The organism is Bacteroidia bacterium (assembly GCA_023228875.1).
Lineage (GTDB): Bacteria > Bacteroidota > Bacteroidia > NS11-12g > UBA955 > JALOAG01.
Genome location: JALOAG010000009.1, coordinates 66,098 through 82,795 on the forward strand (window position 1 = coordinate 66,098; position 16,698 = coordinate 82,795).

The 16,698-nt window shown below is 36.5% G+C and carries 15 protein-coding genes; 8 read left to right on the top strand and 7 right to left on the bottom strand.

Going from position 1 to position 16,698, the window contains the following annotated elements:
* The first annotated feature begins 184 nt into the window (after positions 1–184).
* Both M0R38_09530 and groL read left to right on the top strand, forming a co-directional pair.
* Positions 185–460 (top strand): co-chaperone GroES, encoded by a 276-nt coding sequence (locus tag M0R38_09530; GenBank protein MCK9481984.1) that lies wholly within the window; start codon positions 185–187, stop codon positions 458–460.
* Between the two features lie 27 nt (positions 461–487).
* Positions 488–2,134: a chaperonin GroEL gene (groL, locus tag M0R38_09535; GenBank protein ID MCK9481985.1), complete on the top strand. Its 1,647-nt coding sequence runs from the start codon at positions 488–490 to the stop codon at positions 2,132–2,134.
* A 155-nt stretch (positions 2,135–2,289) separates the two neighbouring features.
* On the opposite strand, the gene ppk1 is transcribed toward groL, so the two are convergent.
* Both ppk1 and M0R38_09545 read right to left on the bottom strand, forming a co-directional pair.
* Positions 2,290–4,362, bottom strand: a complete 2,073-nt coding sequence (ppk1, locus tag M0R38_09540) for a polyphosphate kinase 1 (protein ID MCK9481986.1) — start codon at positions 4,360–4,362, stop codon at positions 2,290–2,292.
* The gene (locus M0R38_09545) at positions 4,334–5,362 is read right to left on the bottom strand and encodes a hypothetical protein (GenBank protein ID MCK9481987.1); all 1,029 of its coding nucleotides are present in this window, start codon (positions 5,360–5,362) and stop codon (positions 4,334–4,336) included. Before M0R38_09545 ends, ppk1 begins: the two co-directional genes overlap by 29 nt.
* Positions 5,363–5,498: 136 nt before the next feature.
* On the opposite strand from M0R38_09545, the gene M0R38_09550 reads away from it, so the two are divergent.
* The 6 genes from M0R38_09550 (at position 5,499) to corA (ending at position 11,951) form a co-directional block, all read left to right on the top strand.
* On the top strand, positions 5,499–6,959 hold the full coding sequence (locus M0R38_09550; GenBank protein MCK9481988.1) for an oligosaccharide flippase family protein: 1,461 nt from the start codon (positions 5,499–5,501) through the stop codon (positions 6,957–6,959).
* Positions 6,960–6,999: 40 nt separating this feature from the next.
* A complete protein-coding gene (locus tag M0R38_09555; GenBank protein MCK9481989.1) occupies positions 7,000–8,061 on the top strand; it encodes a Wzz/FepE/Etk N-terminal domain-containing protein in 1,062 nt (353 codons plus the stop codon).
* 12 nt (positions 8,062–8,073) lie between these two features.
* Positions 8,074–9,549 carry an O-antigen ligase family protein gene (locus tag M0R38_09560; GenBank protein ID MCK9481990.1) on the top strand — a complete coding sequence of 492 codons (1,476 nt, stop codon included), beginning with the start codon at positions 8,074–8,076 and terminating at the stop codon, positions 9,547–9,549.
* Positions 9,530–10,603, top strand: a complete 1,074-nt coding sequence (locus M0R38_09565) for an ABC transporter permease (protein MCK9481991.1) — start codon at positions 9,530–9,532, stop codon at positions 10,601–10,603. The genes M0R38_09560 and M0R38_09565 overlap by 20 nt, the downstream gene beginning before the upstream one ends.
* A 74-nt stretch (positions 10,604–10,677) precedes the next feature.
* Positions 10,678–10,839, top strand: a complete 162-nt coding sequence (locus M0R38_09570) for a hypothetical protein (protein MCK9481992.1) — start codon at positions 10,678–10,680, stop codon at positions 10,837–10,839.
* A gap of 29 nt (positions 10,840–10,868) precedes the next feature.
* A complete protein-coding gene (corA, locus tag M0R38_09575) occupies positions 10,869–11,951 on the top strand; it encodes a magnesium/cobalt transporter CorA (GenBank protein ID MCK9481993.1) in 1,083 nt (360 codons plus the stop codon).
* Positions 11,952–11,954: 3 nt separating this feature from the next.
* On the opposite strand, the gene mazG is transcribed toward corA, so the two are convergent.
* The 5 genes from mazG to M0R38_09600 are packed head-to-tail and all read right to left on the bottom strand — an operon-like array spanning position 11,955 to position 16,661.
* Positions 11,955–12,722, bottom strand: coding sequence for a nucleoside triphosphate pyrophosphohydrolase (gene mazG, locus M0R38_09580; protein MCK9481994.1), 768 nt, complete (start codon positions 12,720–12,722; stop codon positions 11,955–11,957).
* Positions 12,723–13,451 (bottom strand): LytTR family DNA-binding domain-containing protein, encoded by a 729-nt coding sequence (locus M0R38_09585; GenBank protein ID MCK9481995.1) that lies wholly within the window; start codon positions 13,449–13,451, stop codon positions 12,723–12,725.
* A gap of 11 nt (positions 13,452–13,462) precedes the next feature.
* Positions 13,463–14,536, bottom strand: a complete 1,074-nt coding sequence (locus M0R38_09590) for a histidine kinase (protein MCK9481996.1) — start codon at positions 14,534–14,536, stop codon at positions 13,463–13,465.
* Between the two features lie 5 nt (positions 14,537–14,541).
* Positions 14,542–14,763, bottom strand: coding sequence for a hypothetical protein (locus M0R38_09595; GenBank protein MCK9481997.1), 222 nt, complete (start codon positions 14,761–14,763; stop codon positions 14,542–14,544).
* A 47-nt stretch (positions 14,764–14,810) separates the two neighbouring features.
* A complete protein-coding gene (locus M0R38_09600; GenBank protein ID MCK9481998.1) occupies positions 14,811–16,661 on the bottom strand; it encodes a sulfatase-like hydrolase/transferase in 1,851 nt (616 codons plus the stop codon).
* Between the last annotated feature and the right edge of the window lie 37 nt (positions 16,662–16,698).

Consider the following 16,698-nt stretch of genomic DNA (forward strand, 5'->3'; position numbering starts at 1 on the left):
CTTTTTTAGACTGTTTTCTGTGGTTTTTAGAGTTTATAGTGTTAAGACAAGTTAAGTTAAATCATGTAATAAAAGTCATTTTGGCACAACCTCTGCCTGTTTGTGTCAGATTTGCTGACAAACCCTTATTTGGCACACCTTTCGTTCTCTCGCAAACCAGAACAAAAATTAATTAATAATAGTTATGGCAGTAAATATTAAACCACTTGCAGACAGAGTTCTAGTTGAACCTGCAGCTGCAGAAGAAAAAACATCCAGCGGAATTTATATCCCTGACACAGCAAAGGAAAAGCCACAACGCGGTGTTGTTGTAGCAGTAGGAAGCGGGAAAAAAGATGAACCGTTAACTGTAAAATCCGGTGATGTTGTGTTGTATGGAAAATATTCAGGCACAGAAATTTCACTCGAAGGCAAGGATTATCTTATTATGAGAGAGTCAGACATTCTTGCTATTATATAATCAAACATTTAAAATCAGAATAAAGTTATGGCTAAAGAAATTAAATTTAATATTGACGCAAGAGATAACCTCAAAAAAGGTATTGATGAGCTTGCTAATGCAGTAAAAGTTACACTTGGACCTAAAGGTCGCAATGTGGTTATAGATAAGAAATTCGGCTCACCTCAAATCACCAAAGATGGTGTGAGTGTTGCGAAGGAAATTGAATTAAAAGACCCTGCTCAAAATATGGGTGCGCAAATGTTAAAAGAAGTAGCAAGCAAGACTGCTGATATTGCCGGTGATGGAACAACTACTGCTACTGTACTTGCACAAGCAATTGTTTCAACAGGTTTGAAAAATGTGGCTGCCGGTGCAAATCCTATTGATGTAAAAAGAGGTATTGACAAAGCAGTGAGCGCAGTGGTTGCAGAACTTAAAAATATGTCAAAAGAAGTAGGTGATGACAACAATAAAATCAAACAAGTTGCTACTATTTCCGCAAATAATGACCACGAAATCGGTACTTTGATTGCAGAAGCAATGCAAAAAGTTGGTAAAGATGGCGTAATCACCGTGGAAGAAGCTAAAGGAACTGATACAACTGTTGATATTGTTGAAGGAATGCAATTTGACAGAGGATACCTTTCTCCTTATTTTGTTACCAATACTGACAAAATGGAAGCAGAGTTAGAAGATGCTCTTGTACTTATTTATGACAAGAAGATTTCTACAATGAAAGACCTTCTTCCTGTGTTGGAGAAAGTTGTACAAACAGGAAAACCTCTTGTTATTATTTCTGAAGAAGTTGAAGGTGAGGCCCTTGCTACATTGGTAGTTAACAAAATCAGAGGTTCTTTGAAAATTGCTGCTGTTAAAGCTCCGGGATTTGGAGACCGCAGAAAAGAAATGTTACAAGATATTGCTATTTTGACTGGTGGTAATGTTATCAGCGAAGAGCAAGGCAGAAAACTTGAAGATGCTTCTCTTGCAGACTTAGGAAAAGCGGAGAAAATCACTATCAACAAAGAACATACAACGATTGTGAACGGAGCAGGAAGCAAAGAGCTTATTGTTGCAAGAGTAAACCAAATCAAAGCGCAAATTGAAGCTACAACCAGTGATTATGATCGTGAAAAATTGCAAGAAAGACTTGCTAAATTAGCCGGTGGTGTTGCTGTATTGTACATTGGAGCTGCTTCTGAGGTTGAAATGAAAGAGAAAAAAGACCGTGTAGATGATGCACTTCATGCAACACGTGCTGCGGTTGAGGAAGGTATTGTCCCCGGTGGAGGTACTTCTTTCATCCGTGCCATAACTGCACTTGAAAAATTAACCGGAAATAATGATGACGAAACAACCGGTATTCAAATAATCAAAAGAGCATTAGAAGAACCACTTCGTCAAATTGTTACCAATGCAGGACTTGAAAGCTCTATCATTGTTCAAAAGGTTAAAGAAGGAAAAGATGATTTTGGATTTAATGCACATACTGAGGAATATGAAAACCTTATTAAATCAGGTGTAATTGATCCTACCAAAGTGGCTCGTGTAGCATTAGAAAACGCTGCTTCGGTTGCAAGTATGATTTTGACAACAGAATGTGCTTTGATTGAGACTGTAGAAGAAAATGCCGGTGCAGGTCATGCTTCTATGGGCGGTGGAATGCCGGGCATGGGTGGTATGGGATACTAAGCGGAAAAAATTTTCACAAAGAAGGGCTGTCAATTTTGACAGCCTTTTTTGTTATTGATAATCCTTATGTACAAGCATGAAACAACGCACATTAATTAGGATTTGAAGTTTGAGTATATAATGGAGTGTAAAATCAATGACTACGGCAAAAGCAGCTATCTTTTCTCTTGTTCATTCTTAACAATCACACGGTAAATTTGTCTTTGTGAACGTATTTTAGGTTCTGAAGGAAGTCTATATTCATTAGTGTTCTGTGAATCTATGATTCTAGCCTTCACATTGTCTTTCCATTGTATGTCAAAGAATCGCGCAAGTTCTACTTTGATTTCTGAGTCATAAACAGGTGTAATCACTTCAATCCTGTTATCTAAATTTCTTTGCATCAAATCTGCACTACCAAAATAATACTCAAGTTGGTTATTTGCACAGAAAATAAATAAGCGCGAATGTTCCAAAAATCTGTCCACTATACTAATTACTTTTATATTATCACTTAAGCCTTTAACACCCGGAATAAGACAACAGATTCCTCTGACTATCATATCTATCTGAACTCCGTGCTGAGATGCTTCATAAAATTTCTCAATCAAAACAGGGTCTGTCAGGTTGTTTAATTTGATTTTAACCCAAGCCGGCTTTCCTGTTTTTTTGTTTTCTATCTCTTGTTGAATTTTTGCAATAATGGAAGAGCGTGTATTATACGGAGAAACAAGTAAATGTTGGAACTTAGGTTTGTATTCTTCAAAATGATCAATTGCCTGAAAAACCATGTCTAATTCAGCGGTAATCCTTTTGTCGGCAGTTAACAACGAGTGGTCAACATAGTATTTTGCGGTTACGGCATTATAGTTACCGGTTCCAATGTGTGCATATTGCCTGATTTGATTTCCTTCATTTCTGGATACCAAGCAGATTTTTGCATGTACTTTGAGTTTTTCATATCCATAAAACACATTCGCTCCTGCTTCTACCAATTTTTTGCTCCAATAGATATTTGATTCTTCATCAAAACGTGCCTTTAATTCCATCATCACAAACACATTTTTGCCGTTATTGGCTGCATTAATAAGGGCGTTAACTATGTTTGAATATGAAGCAACTCGGTAGAGCGCAATTTTGATGCTGGTAACATTGGGATCAAGCGCAGATTCTCTGAGGAAACGTATGACATAGTCGAAAGATTGATAAGGATGGGTGAGCAAATAGTCTTTGCGCGTTAATTTGTCAAAAAGATTACCGGCAGTCTCAAAGTCATGTACTGCAATCTGTTCAAACGGTTTGTATTGTAATTTTTCCAATCCTTTTGAAACCGGAAATTTCATTAAATCTTTAAAGTTATGATAGCGCTGCCCCGCCAACGTGCTTTCTTTACTCAACCCAAGTTTTTTAAGAAAAAATTTGAGCATGTCTTTTGGCATTTCTTTGTCATATACAAAACGGACCAGTTCCCCTTTGGTTCTAAGTTTTAAAGCTTTTTTTATTTTAACATACATATTCTCGGACAAATCCATTTCAATGTCCAATTCGGCATCTCTGGTGATTTTGATTGTGTAGGCATCATAAGTGTCATAATCAAAAATACTAAACAAGGTGCGTAGATTGGCTCTGATGACATCATCTAAAAAAAGTATATAACGATTGCCTTCGTGTGCGGGCAATAAAAAGAATCGCTCTTTTGCACGAGTAGGAATTTCAACAATGGCATAACGTGTTTCATTGCCTCTTCTCTTATACATTCGTACTGCAAGATATATGGCAGAATCCTTCAGTAGCGGAATTTCTTTGTCGTCTTGGAGTAACGCAGGAAAAAGGTGAGATAGCACTTCATCTTTGAAATATCGCATTACTTCTTGCGCTTGCAAAGGGTTTAGCCTCTTTTCATCAATCCAGTAAATATGCTGTTGTTTGAGTTCTTCAATTAAGTCAAAGAAAATGTTGTCATATTGCTTTTGCAAATTCACTACTTCGTGTTGGATAAGCGATAAGGTCTTTTTGATATCTTCTTTGTATATGTCGCTGTCAAATTCACCTTTTTTTACCAATAACATCCTTCGGTTGGTTGCCACCCGCACCCTGAAGAACTCATCTTGGTTGTTAGAAAAAATCCCTAAGAATCTTAATCGTTCTAACAACGGGACTCGCGGATCGGCTGCTTCTTGCAATACTCTGGCATTAAAAGAGAGCCAACTGAGTTCCCTATTAATTAACCTCTTTTCTTTTTTTTGCATAGACTAAGGTAAAAGAGATTGGAAAGTGATTGCTAAAACCACCAATCCATTTGTCATTGTGAAAATTTTCAAAAGGGTGACCGGTCTTTATCCTTTCCGGATGTAGCATCCACGCGGGATTATAGATTTTGTATGAACCTTTAAGATACTGCCAGCCTGCATGATTGCTATAAAGTTGCTTACACAAAAGAACTTGGTCAAAATGGAATGGAACCCTGTCTTTAAAATAAGTTCCGGTAGCACTATCACAGAACAGGGCTAAAGGAACTAATTTTTGGTATTTGTAAATAGCAGAATCAGGGTGAGCAGTATTCAAAAGTACGGAAAACATAGGTGCTGTCGGTTCCATGCTCAAGGTTCCCATGATAATAGTGCGTTGTCCATCTTTCAAATGATGAGAAGTCAAATAATTAGATACTTGATTTATCGCGTTCATTCGAAGCGAAAAATACGCATCTTGAGTTGATTCAAAAGGATTTGGAAAATCGCATAACACAATGTCAAACACTTCATTTTTTACCATAACCTTAGCGTGTATTGCTCCGACAATGGATTTCTCCCATGGTTTCTTTGTACCGGTTACAGAAAACGAACTATCCCACAAATACTTTACTTTCTTGGGTTTATATAAAATTGCCATACCTAACCCATCGCGTTTTTCACCTTTTGAAAACACAAATTGGTATTTCATTTTATACAACAAAGGGGTAGCAATAAGGTCTTTCAACACATTTTCATTTTCTACACCGGCAAGTCCAATAAAATCTGCGCCTAAGCTGTCATGTAAGGAATAAATAGCTATGGCAGCATGTTGAAGTTTTGAATTGTATTTTTCAGTGTTCCACTCATACTTTCCTAAGGGTGTGTAATTTGAATCAGCAAGATTAGCATTGGCAATAGTGTCATACAAGTTGTTTAGATTATAATAAGAAACCTTGAACGTATTTTTAGCTTTAATTTTTTGTGCAAAGGATTTCTCGTTTAGGGCTAATAGTAACAATATTGCGAAACAAATATGACGAAAATACATGTGAGCAAAAGTAAAAAACCTTTTGGTATCAAAGCGAAATTATAAAGAGTCAATTTTATTCTTAAATAGTTTGCAAATCGCATAATAAAACAGACTTTTGTCAGCAATGTCAACGAACAGACATTTTCTAAGAGATTCCATTGTTTTTCAAGGGCTGAACTGGATGGTAAAGCCATTATGGATATTTCTGATTGACAGGGAAGTACAAAACTTTTTGGGGTTAGAAGTGTATGGAAAATACTTAATTCACTTCAATTTTACTTTTCTATTCATTGTTCTATTGGATATCGGTATGCATAATTACCAAACCCGACAAGTAGCAGAAAATCGAGGGTTCTTGGAGACAGGCACACCCGGCTTGCTTTGGATAAAATTATTGCTAAGTATTTTCTATCTTTTATTTGTTTGGCAAGCAGGATTATTCAATGGGTTGGGTTCATTCTGGCTATTGGCGATAGGTATCAATCAGGTGCTAAATTCATGGATATTGTTTTTCAGGTCAACATTGGCAGGTCTGCATCTGTTTAGAATAGAAGCGGTAATTTCGGTTTTGGACAGAACTTTGGCAGGTATTGGCTGTGGTTTGTTTTTGTTTGTTCCAAATCTGCAACCATATTTTGGTCTTAAAGAATTTGTGCTTTTCCAAACTGTCGCACTCACAATCGGATTGTTAATTGTTGTAGGAATATGCATACGCAAAAAAGCCTTGTTGAGCATTGCGTTACCAGACTTTTCAAAGTTTAAAGCGTTGTTTATTGCAAACCTTCCTTTTGCTATCTTAACCATGATAATGAATTTTTACACCCGTTTGGATGTTATTTTTATCAGTCATTTGAGACCGGAAACTGCCAATTTTGAAGCAGGTATTTATGCTCACAGTTTTAGATTCTTGGATGCAGCAGGTATGTATGCAATGTTGTTTACAGGTATGCTATTGCCGATTTTTTCACGTCAATTGGCTCAAAAAGAAGATTTCAGGTCTATCTTAAAATTAGTACTCAAATTTGTGATTATTCCGGGACTTTGGTTGGTGGTAATGGCATTGCAAAAAGGAGCAGAGATAATGGACTTGCTATATACAACCGATAATATTGAAGAAACCATGTATTCTGCCGCAGTCTTTACATGGCTGATGGCATCGTATTTACCTATGTCAGTTTCATTGGTGTTAGGCTCGTTGCTCACTGCTAGCAATTATATTAAGTCTTTAATATTTGCCACTAGCGCAGCATTGCTTATTTTAACGGTTGGGTGTTTTGTAATGGTTCCGACACAAGGAGCTTTGGGAGCTGCTAAAGCTGTATTTATTACGCAAATGTCAGTGATGTTGTTTTCTGTATTGTTGACAAAGAAATATTTTCCGAAACCCGATACAACCAATATAGTGTTGATGTTCAAACTTGTTTTCATTGGAGTTTTAATTTGGTTGTCTGCATGGGCTTTAGATGAATTCCTAAAGGTGAGTTTGATATGGTTCAGCATTGTAACTTTATTGATTACATGTTTGCTGACCTTGGCGTTTAAACTCTTTAATCTATCACAATTAAAAACCCTGAGAAGAGGTTAAATATATAAATTATTTTCGCATACTATTTTCAAAAATGAATATGACAAATAAAGAATCCAACATGTTGAGTTTTAGTGAAATCGTTGATTTTATTTGGCGATGGAAGAAGCCATTAATTATTATTTCAATCATCACCATCATTCTTGCTTCAGTATTTTCCGGTCCAAATTTTATTAAACCCAAGTATAAATCTACGGTTGTGTTTTACCCCGCAACAACCAATTCTATTTCCAAATCTTTGTTACCCGAAAGAGGTGAACGTGCACAAGATGCTCTTGAATTTGGTGCAGAGGAAGAAGCAGAAAAGGCACTGCAAATACTTCAATCAAGCAAACTTCGCGACAGACTTATCAAGCAGTTTGATTTGATGAGACATTATAAAATTGACCCTAAGAAAGACAAATATCCTTATACAAAACTTGAAAAGGAATTAGACGCAAATATTCAGGTGAGCCGTACTCGTTACCTTTCAATCCGCATAGATGTTCTTGATGAAAATCCACAAATGGCTGCGGATATTGCAACAGGAATGGCGAATTTGTATGACACCATTCGTTCAGAAATCAACTTGGAACGTGCGATACCGGCATTGCAAATTATTGAAAATGCTTATAAAGAGAAACAAGCCATGATTGATGATTTGCACAAGCAAATGCAAGAACTAGGTCATCAGGGAGTTGTGAACTATGAAGAACAATCTAAATCCATTCAGGAAGCATTGATTATTGCCGGAGGTGGTGCCCTCAAAGGAGATAATAAAATGAAAACCGGTCAAAAAGTAGTCGATGATTTATTGGAAAGACAATCGAAACTTGTTGAATTTGGTGGTATGTATCTTTCCATTGTAGAAAAAATTAAGTTGGAAGAAGAGAAACTGAGCGATATCAAAGCAAAATTGGATAGAGCCAAGGTGGATGTTGAAGAAACCATGACCAACCAATTTAGGGTGAGTGATGCTACACCTGCTGAGAAAAAATCTTATCCTGTTAGATGGTTGATCGTTTTAGTGAGTTTATTTGTCGCAGTATCTACCTCTGTTATGGTGTTTGCTATTATAGAAAAGTCAAAGACCAACAAGACTGTACAAACACAAGAATCTTAATTGTCTGCCCTTTTGGAAAAACTCAGTTCACATATTAACCCCATAGTATTTGTGGTAATTGGGTCTTTGATAGGACTCATTCCTGTGCTGGGATTTATGTTGGGGATTCCTGAGATATCCGTTTTTCCTCTCTTATTAATAGCAGCATGGATGGCATTTACATATCCGCTTGGGTTTACCATCCTCATAGCCGGATTAGTGCCGCTTTCCATACAAATTAATGACATCGGTGGTGGTTTGGGTTTGTCTTTGCCTACTGAACCGATGATGATTTTTTTCTTTGTATTGCTTATTTTTAGATTTATTATCAGAGGAAATATTAATACTACATTTATAAAACACCCCATTGTTTTATTTGCAGTTCTTTATTTAACATGGTACTTTATCACTACGCTCACAAGCTCCATGCTCTTTGTATCGGTTAAATCATTTGTTGCGAAATTTTGGTTTATCGCTATTTTCTTCTTTTTCCTTGCACCAAATCTTAGGACACCTAAGGTAATGAAACAAATCCTTTATGCCATGATTGCCGGAGGGACTGTTATGGTGCTTTACACCTTGATTCGCCATGCCGGAGAAGGCTTTGTGAGAATTCATTCCTATACAATCATGCGCCCTTTCTTCAGCGACCATGGGAGCTATGCAGCATTCTTAGCTTTGTTTGTCCCTATCTTGTTTGCTTTTGCTTTTTATGGAAAAAGATTGTCTATAGCCTTATTATGGAGGGTAGTATTGGGAGTATTGTGTGTTATCTTTTTGTTTGGAATTTTGTTTTCGTTTACAAGAGCAACATGGATTAGCATAGTTGCAATGATGGGCTTTGCTGCATTGGTTTACTACAAAATTACCTTTAAACAATTGATGGTAGGAGTGATTTTGGTAATTAGCATAATTGTATGGAAGCAAGAGTCAATTTTATATGAGTTGTCTCGAAACAAGCAGGATTCTGCCGAGAACATAGAGGACAACATGAAATCGGTGTCCAATATATCAACAGACCCTTCCAATATGGAGCGAATTAATCGTTGGAAATGTGCGGTGGCAATGGTAAAAGATAAGCCTATTTTCGGTTTTGGACCTTATACTTATACTTTTCAATATGCTCCCTATCAAAGACCTGAGGATATGACACGTATCAGCACCAATGCCGGTACGCTCGGCAATGCACACAGTGAATATTTTATGGCACTATCAGAGATGGGATATTTGGGTTTTATTTTAGTCTTAGGGCTGTTTTTGTCTTCATTGTATGTAGGAATGAAGATTTATAGATATGCAACACAAAGCTGGGTTAAGACCTTGGCCATGGCAATCACTTTAGGGCTGTTTACTTATTACATTCACGGGTTGATTAACAACTATTCTGAATACGATAAGATTAGTGTTCCCCTGTGGAGTTTTCTTGCAATTTTAACTGCGTTGGATTTATTCCATGCCCAATACGTAAAGAATCCCGAAAACCAAACTTATGTCGAGTCCGGCAAATAATAGAAAAAGTGTTTTCAGACAGATACTCTCCCACAAATTGGGATTGTTTGGCGTAATATGGGTTTTTCTTTGTCTTGTTATTGCTGTCTTAGGTTATGCTATTACTCCGGATGATTCTCCACTTGCCAACAGAATAAATTTACATGCAGCGTTTCTTAAACCTATGAGTAAAGTCATGCTTTATGCCCCCGATAATACTCAAGCAACAGACATGTCTTTCTTTTCAAGAATGATTTCGGGCAATCCCGCTACCGCAAATGATAAAGTTTACAATCGTAAAGAGCAGCGCAATGATTCTTTCTTTTTGTGGTTTGACAAGGCTGAATCTGCACCATTTTTGGTTGCAGAAGGCTTACAATCATCTGATTCAAAAAGGTTTCACAAACCGTTTACCTTTTATCTGGGTTCAGACAATTATGGTAGGGATGTGTTGAGTCGTTTGTTGCTGGGAACAAGGATTTCATTGTCTGTAGGTTTCATTGCAGTAGTAATTTCATTGGTTTTGGGTGTTGTACTTGGGTTGATTGCCGGTTATTATGGAAAATGGAGCGATAAGCTAATTATGTGGTTTGCAAGTGTACTTTGGTCTTTACCAACTTTGTTGTTGGTATTGGCATTTAGTTTTGCATTAGGCAAGGGATTCTGGCAGATCTTTGTTGCCATTGGTTTGAGTAGCTGGGTGGAACTCACAAGGGTTGTCAGGGGTGAAGTAATCAGCATTAAAGAAAAGGAGTATATAAAAGCTGCCAAGTTATTGGGAGTAAATGACTTTAGCCTTCTGTTCAGGCATATTTTGCCCAATGTGCTTGGCTCTGTCATAGTGATTTGCACAGCAAATTTTGCTTCTGCCATTTTATTAGAAGCAGGTTTGAGCTTTTTAGGACTTGGCGTCAAACCGCCCACTCCAAGTTGGGGTATTATGATTAATGAGTATTATGGGTTTATTTTGTTAGGTAAAGCCTATCTTGCATTGGTACCCGGTTTTACCATCATGATGTTGGTGGTTGCATTGAACTTTATTGGTATAGCACTTAGGGATGTATTGAACAAATAAGAAAATTTCCGGTTTCATTTCCCTTTTTCAATATAAAAATGCTTTACTTCGCAGTCTAATAATAAGGCAATATTATGGCAGCAGAAAATACAGCAAAAAGCAGAGGAAAATACTGGTTATTCTTTTTATTATCAGTTATTGGACTTGTTTTACTCCTTATGTATTCCCCCGCAATATTTTGGTTTGCACTCCCTCCGGGTGTTACCAGCCTTGCTTTAGCAATGGATTGGATTTAATTTGAATTGGATTATGCCATTCTAAGACAATGCGTAAGCGTATTATTAGGCATAAACCCATCAGAAGGCATCATAAGAGAAAGCCTGGATTGCCTCCGGCAAGTCTTATCAGAAGAAGTTCCGATGATTTTCTCGATACTGAGCTAAAGTACATTAGCTACAACATTGATTTCATTGAAGAGAAACAAATAAAGTCTCTCTCTGAGTTACCAGAAAAATCTCCCGACAAGTTTTTATGGTTAAACATTACAGGTCTTAATGATTTGGAATTACTGAAAGACGTAGGTAATAAGTTTAATATACATCCTTTATTGTTGGAAGACATTATTAATACTGACCAAAGACCCAAATTTGATGATTTTGAAGACAAACTCGCGTTAACTCTCCGGTTATATTACAACGACACTATAGAAAGTGTCACAGATGGCGAGCAGGTTACATTGGTTATGGGTGAGAATGTACTTATCTCTTTTCTCGAAAAACCAACAGACATTTTCGAGCCTATTTATGAAAGACTCCGAAAAACCACCAGTGGGGTCAGGGCACATTCTTCTGATTTTCTCTTTTATGCTTTGGCAGATTTAATTATTGACTATTATTTTGTGTTTATTGAAGTCCTTGGAGACAAGATTGAAGCCTTAGAAGACTCACTTTATTTACAACCCAATGACAGTAGTTTAGAGCGTATCCATGATTTAAAAACTGAATTACTGAATTTCAGGCGTAATGTTTTTCCATTGCGCGAAGCGATAGGACAAATCCAAAGAAGTGCTTCAAGACTTATTGAACCTGAAACCCAGCGATTTTGGACTGATGCTTATGATCACGTTATCAGGATTATTGATTTGTTAGAAAATTACAGAGAGTTGAATAACGGACTCAGGGACATTTATTTGTCGGGACTCAGTATCAAGATGAATAAAATCATGCAATTGCTCACGATTATTTCAACCATTTTCATACCCCTCACTTTTATTGTTGGTGTGTACGGTATGAATTTTCATTATATGCCGGAATTAGGCTGGAAATATGGTTATTTTATGGTATGGGCAGCAATGGTGCTGATTGTGCTGGGAATGTTAATTTATTTCAAACGGAAACGCTGGCTGTAATCATTACTTAGCTTCATTCCACCATACATCCATCTGCTGCAAACTTAGCTCTTCTAATTTCACTCCATTCTCGCGAGCGCGTTGCTCAATATATTCAAACCTTTTTTTGAATTTTCTGTTGGTTGCTTCTAAAGCATCATCAGGATTGATGTCTTCAAAACGGGCATAGTTTACCAGAGAGAATAGAAAATCCCCAAATTCGGCTTCTTTTTCGTGTTTGTTTTTTGCTTGTTGAAACTCCTCCCATTCTTCCCAAACTTTCTTTAAAACATCAGCTTTGTTATCCCAATCAAAACCGGCACGTGCTGCTTTTTCTTGCATTCGCAATGCTTTAATTAGACTTGGCATGGAAGCCGGGACTCCCGAAAGATATGATTTAGGTTCTGTGGCACTTTTTTCGGTTTGCTTAATCTGCTCCCAGTTTTGTTTTACATCTTCTGCATTCTTAACCTGCACATCTCCATAAATATGGGGGTGCCGCCTTATGAGTTTTTCGCAAAGGGTGTTAATAATATCTGTGATGTCAAACCACTTGAGTTCATCTGCTATTTTTCCATAGAAAACAATGTGCAAAAGGATGTCTCCAATCTCTTTTTTGATGTCGTCCTGATTGTTTTCCAATATAGCACCTGAAAGTTCATGCACTTCCTCAATAGTCAGATGGCGGATTGATTCAATCGTTTGTTCTCGATCCCACGGGCATTTTTCCCGCAGTTCTGACATAATATCTAATAAGCGTCCGAAAGCCTCTAGCGCTTTGCCTTTCTCCATTTATTTAAGAAAGTTGTTGTGATTCATTACTTCCATGAATGAATCTTTATAATTCTTGCCAATTGGAATATGTTTATTACCAATGGTTACATGGGTTCCAGAAAGTGAAGTTACTTTGTTGATAGCTACAATAAAAGAGCGGTGTACACGCACAAACTTGTCTTTAGGCAGGGTGGTTTCCATTTTCTTCATTGTTTGCAGGGTGATGATACGTTTGTCATCAGGAATGTGAATTTTTACGTAGTCTGCAAATGCTTCTATATACAGGATATCTTCGTAATTGAGTTTAACAAATTTAAAATCAGCTTTTACAAAAATGTGTCCATCTTCCAATTTGGTGTTCTCATCCTCTTTGGATTTTTTGATTTTAAGAAACTCTTCTAACTTGTCAATAGACTTTTTAAATCTATCCACAGGAACAGGTTTTACAAGGTAATCCAATGCTTCAAGGTCAAAAGCTTCTACCGCATATTCAGGATATGCAGTAACAAAAATTACAGGGATTCTTTTGTCTTCAATCTTTTTGAGAAACTGCAGCCCTGTTTCGTGAGGCATTTGTATATCCAGAAAAATTGCATCAACTGGTTCTTGGTTAATAAATTCTAATGCATCATGCGTATTTCTAAATCTTCCAATAACCTCAAGATGAGGAAATTTGGAGATATGTGAACTCAGCACTTCTGTTGCTAAGGGTTCATCGTCCACTAAAATTAGTTTTACTTTTTCCATGGTTTGTTATTTTATTTTAAATCTATTTTAAGCATTACCGAATAAGAATCCTCTTTATCAGTAATTTGCAGGGTATGGTTGTTTGGGTAGAGCAATTTTAATCTATTTTTGGTATTTTGTAGTCCAATACCACCTACTCTTTCGTTTTTAACAGTTAAATTCTCGTTAGGTTTTGAATTTTCAATAGAGAAACTGAGCTGTTTGTTTTCGGCGTCCGCATTAATCTTTATCAATATCCATGCATCATCTTTGTGAGAGTTCACCCCATGTTTAAAACTGTTTTCAACAAAATTTATAAACAACAAAGGTTCAATCATGATGGACGAAATATCCCCTTGAATATCAAAGCAAATTTTAACCCTGTCACCCATTCTGATTTTTTCTAAAGCAATCAAGTCATTTAAGTAATTGATTTCTTTTTCTAAAGGCACTTGTGATTCACTGGTTTCATAAAGCAGATAGCGCAAAATGTTGGCAAGGCTCATCACCATTTCAGGTGCTTTGTCTGATTTTGTGAGGGTGAGTGCATACAAACTGTTCAAACTATTAAACAGAAAATGCGGATTGATTTGTGATTTTAAGAATTTCAGTTCATTGCTAATATTTAATTCTTGCAAGGCTTTGTTGGCGCGATTTTGACTAAACCATTCAGAGAAAATATGGAAGAATGAGGTAATAGACACAGATAACAACAAGTAAGCTGAATTTACAAAAAAGAACATGGGTGTCCAAATGTTTGCAGCCAAGAACTCATTAGTCAAAAAGAAATTGTTGGTGATAATGGCAAGAGGAAAACAGAAAAAAAGAATCGTTAGACTTGTAACAATCAGGTAGGTAAGATAATGCCTTCTATACAATAAAAAAGGAATAAAGAAGTAGATGTTAATATAAGCTGCCAGTATATGAATTACTGAAAAACTTAATGCAGGGAGCACATTCTTTTCAAAACTTGAATAAGGTCCAATGATTCGGAGAATCACAAAAAAGAACAATACCCAATAGACAAAACGATACAGTTTATAATGAAAGAAAAAATCCTTTAACTTGTGTGAAAAGGCTACCAAAGCAACTCTGAAAGTCTGCACGGATTTTACTGATTGTGCATGTTACGAAAACTTTTGAATAGTTCGTATGTCCATGAAAGCAGATGAAATGAATTATCTTTTGATTGATTTGATTCTGTCAATCCCTCAACTTCCTGATATCCCGTCTTAGTAAAATATGTTTTTGTAACTCTGTATGCAAAAATGTTAAGGGTAATTAATGCAACAATTAACAATACAAGAGTTAAATTTTTAAAGATAGTTCTCATACGTTGTATAAACTATTTAGGCTTTTAATAGATTGGACAAAGGTCGTTTATTTCCTGTTTAATTCAAAATATTTTTTCATAAAAATTTGCTGATATATACGCCCAAACAATGCGCTTTCATTAAACTCATCTACATGCTTTGTATTCGGTTCATAGGTGGTAATTTTATTCAAGATATTATCCCAAGCAATAAACTTATCTTGATATATAAGTCCAAATCCATTGTCGAATGAATAAAGCGCAAATGGTCTTTGTGATAGAGGGTTATGATAGAATATAAATGAATATACCGGATAGTTCATATTTTGCAAGAGAAAGGGCAGTAATGATGTTTGAGATACAGGATTGTCAATGCTCTTCCCCTTGTAAACCGGGTGTAATGCTCCTCCAAGAATCAGAGCAGGGATATGAAATTTTTGTTTAGCAAAAAATTGCCCATAATCTATCCCTACATCCCGACCATGATCTCCGGTGATCACCAATATTGTATTGGAATAGTACTTAGATTGTTTAAACCAGTCAATAAAATCATAGACACAACTGTCTGTGTACCGATATGCTGCTTCCATTTTATTTGGCTTATGATTTTGTACCGGTATATCATAAGGTTCATGTGTGCTTAAACTCAAGAGTGAAATAAAAAACGGACTTTGGGTTTGTGTCAGTTGATTTTTAAGCTCTGCAAAAACATCTTGGTCATGGTAGCCCCATGAGCCTTTTGCTGTTCTTGAACTTATGTTTTTTTCGTCTATTATATGGTCAAAGCAAGTGTTTTTAAGATAATAACCCATATTGGCAAACGAAATGTCGCCTCCATAAATAAAAGTGTTACTGTATTGATTTTTAGCTAAAATACATGAAACCGAAGATAGTTTACTTGCTTTTTCGGGCTCAAAAAGGATAGAAGTAAGCGGTTGTGCAGGAAATCCATTCAACAATGCAACCAACCCCTTGTCGGTTCTGTTTCCACTCGCATACATTTTGGAAAAAAAGTATGCACTGTCCATGATATGGTTCATTGACTGCGTCCAATCATAAGTGCCACCAATGCGTTGGAAAGTCTCGGCAGAAAGACTTTCCAGAATTAGTAAGATGACATTAGGATGTGTATTTTCTTTAAACAAAGGAGGGCTGATAGTTACACCTTGTTCCAAGTTTTGTTTTAAGAATTCTGTAGCTATGGATTCATTTACTACCTGAAATTGCTCGTATTTCACACGATTGTCTTTGTTTAAAAAATTATAGCAGAAACTCCATAAGCTATTTACAGAAGCGGTGTTCAAATAATGATTCGAAGAATACACGACCCTGCTTTGATTGATAGGAACTTTGCCAATACCTCCGCGCATAAGCACTCCGGAAATGAGCATCAATAGACAAATAGAGACAAATGATAGCCATGTTAAACGCGGTGCAGCTGCCATTTTATTCAACAGCGATGACAACAGACGTTTTAGAATAAAATAAAAGACCACAAATTGCGTGATAACCACAATAACAAATGCAATGACTATTGGGAAATCAACAGACGCAAATGCATCGCCAAGGTGTTGTGAGTAGAACATTGCAGCATAATTCAGCCTTGCCCCCCAATGAATAAACAATTCGGCATCTATGGCATTGAGTAAAAATAAACAAAAATGAATACACTGATAGTAAACCAAGAGAGGCAGCCGGAGTTTGTTACAATCAAATATGTTGCACACCGGTAAAACCGGTATTAACGTATAAGCTGCAACTGCTAAATCAAGTGGTAATCCGTGCCAAAAACTAACAAGAGTATGCAAAAAATCGTCTGCATAGTGAATATCGCGCAACAGAAATGCTGCTCTTGCAATGGCAGCACCTGATAACATGATAAAAAAATGGTAAAAAAAGAGTACAAAATTCCTCTTCATGGATTGGCAAAAATATTTGAAATCTCGGATTATATTT

Bases quoted from the DNA above. Each gene is read 5' to 3' on its own strand.
- M0R38_09530 (MCK9481984.1), top strand. From the start codon at position 185: ATGGCAGTAAATATTAAACCACTTGCAGACAGAGTTCTAGTTGAACCT.
- groL (MCK9481985.1), top strand. From the start codon at position 488: ATGGCTAAAGAAATTAAATTTAATATTGACGCAAGAGATAACCTCAAA.
- ppk1 (MCK9481986.1), bottom strand. From the start codon at position 4,362: ATGCAAAAAAAAGAAAAGAGGTTAATTAATAGGGAACTCAGTTGGCTC.
- M0R38_09550 (MCK9481988.1), top strand. From the start codon at position 5,499: ATGTCAACGAACAGACATTTTCTAAGAGATTCCATTGTTTTTCAAGGG.
- M0R38_09555 (MCK9481989.1), top strand. From the start codon at position 7,000: ATGACAAATAAAGAATCCAACATGTTGAGTTTTAGTGAAATCGTTGAT.
- M0R38_09565 (MCK9481991.1), top strand. From the start codon at position 9,530: ATGTCGAGTCCGGCAAATAATAGAAAAAGTGTTTTCAGACAGATACTC.
- M0R38_09570 (MCK9481992.1), top strand. From the start codon at position 10,678: ATGGCAGCAGAAAATACAGCAAAAAGCAGAGGAAAATACTGGTTATTC.
- corA (MCK9481993.1), top strand. From the start codon at position 10,869: ATGCGTAAGCGTATTATTAGGCATAAACCCATCAGAAGGCATCATAAG.
- mazG (MCK9481994.1), bottom strand. From the start codon at position 12,722: ATGGAGAAAGGCAAAGCGCTAGAGGCTTTCGGACGCTTATTAGATATT.
- M0R38_09585 (MCK9481995.1), bottom strand. From the start codon at position 13,451: ATGGAAAAAGTAAAACTAATTTTAGTGGACGATGAACCCTTAGCAACA.
- M0R38_09595 (MCK9481997.1), bottom strand. From the start codon at position 14,763: ATGAGAACTATCTTTAAAAATTTAACTCTTGTATTGTTAATTGTTGCA.
- M0R38_09600 (MCK9481998.1), bottom strand. From the start codon at position 16,661: ATGAAGAGGAATTTTGTACTCTTTTTTTACCATTTTTTTATCATGTTA.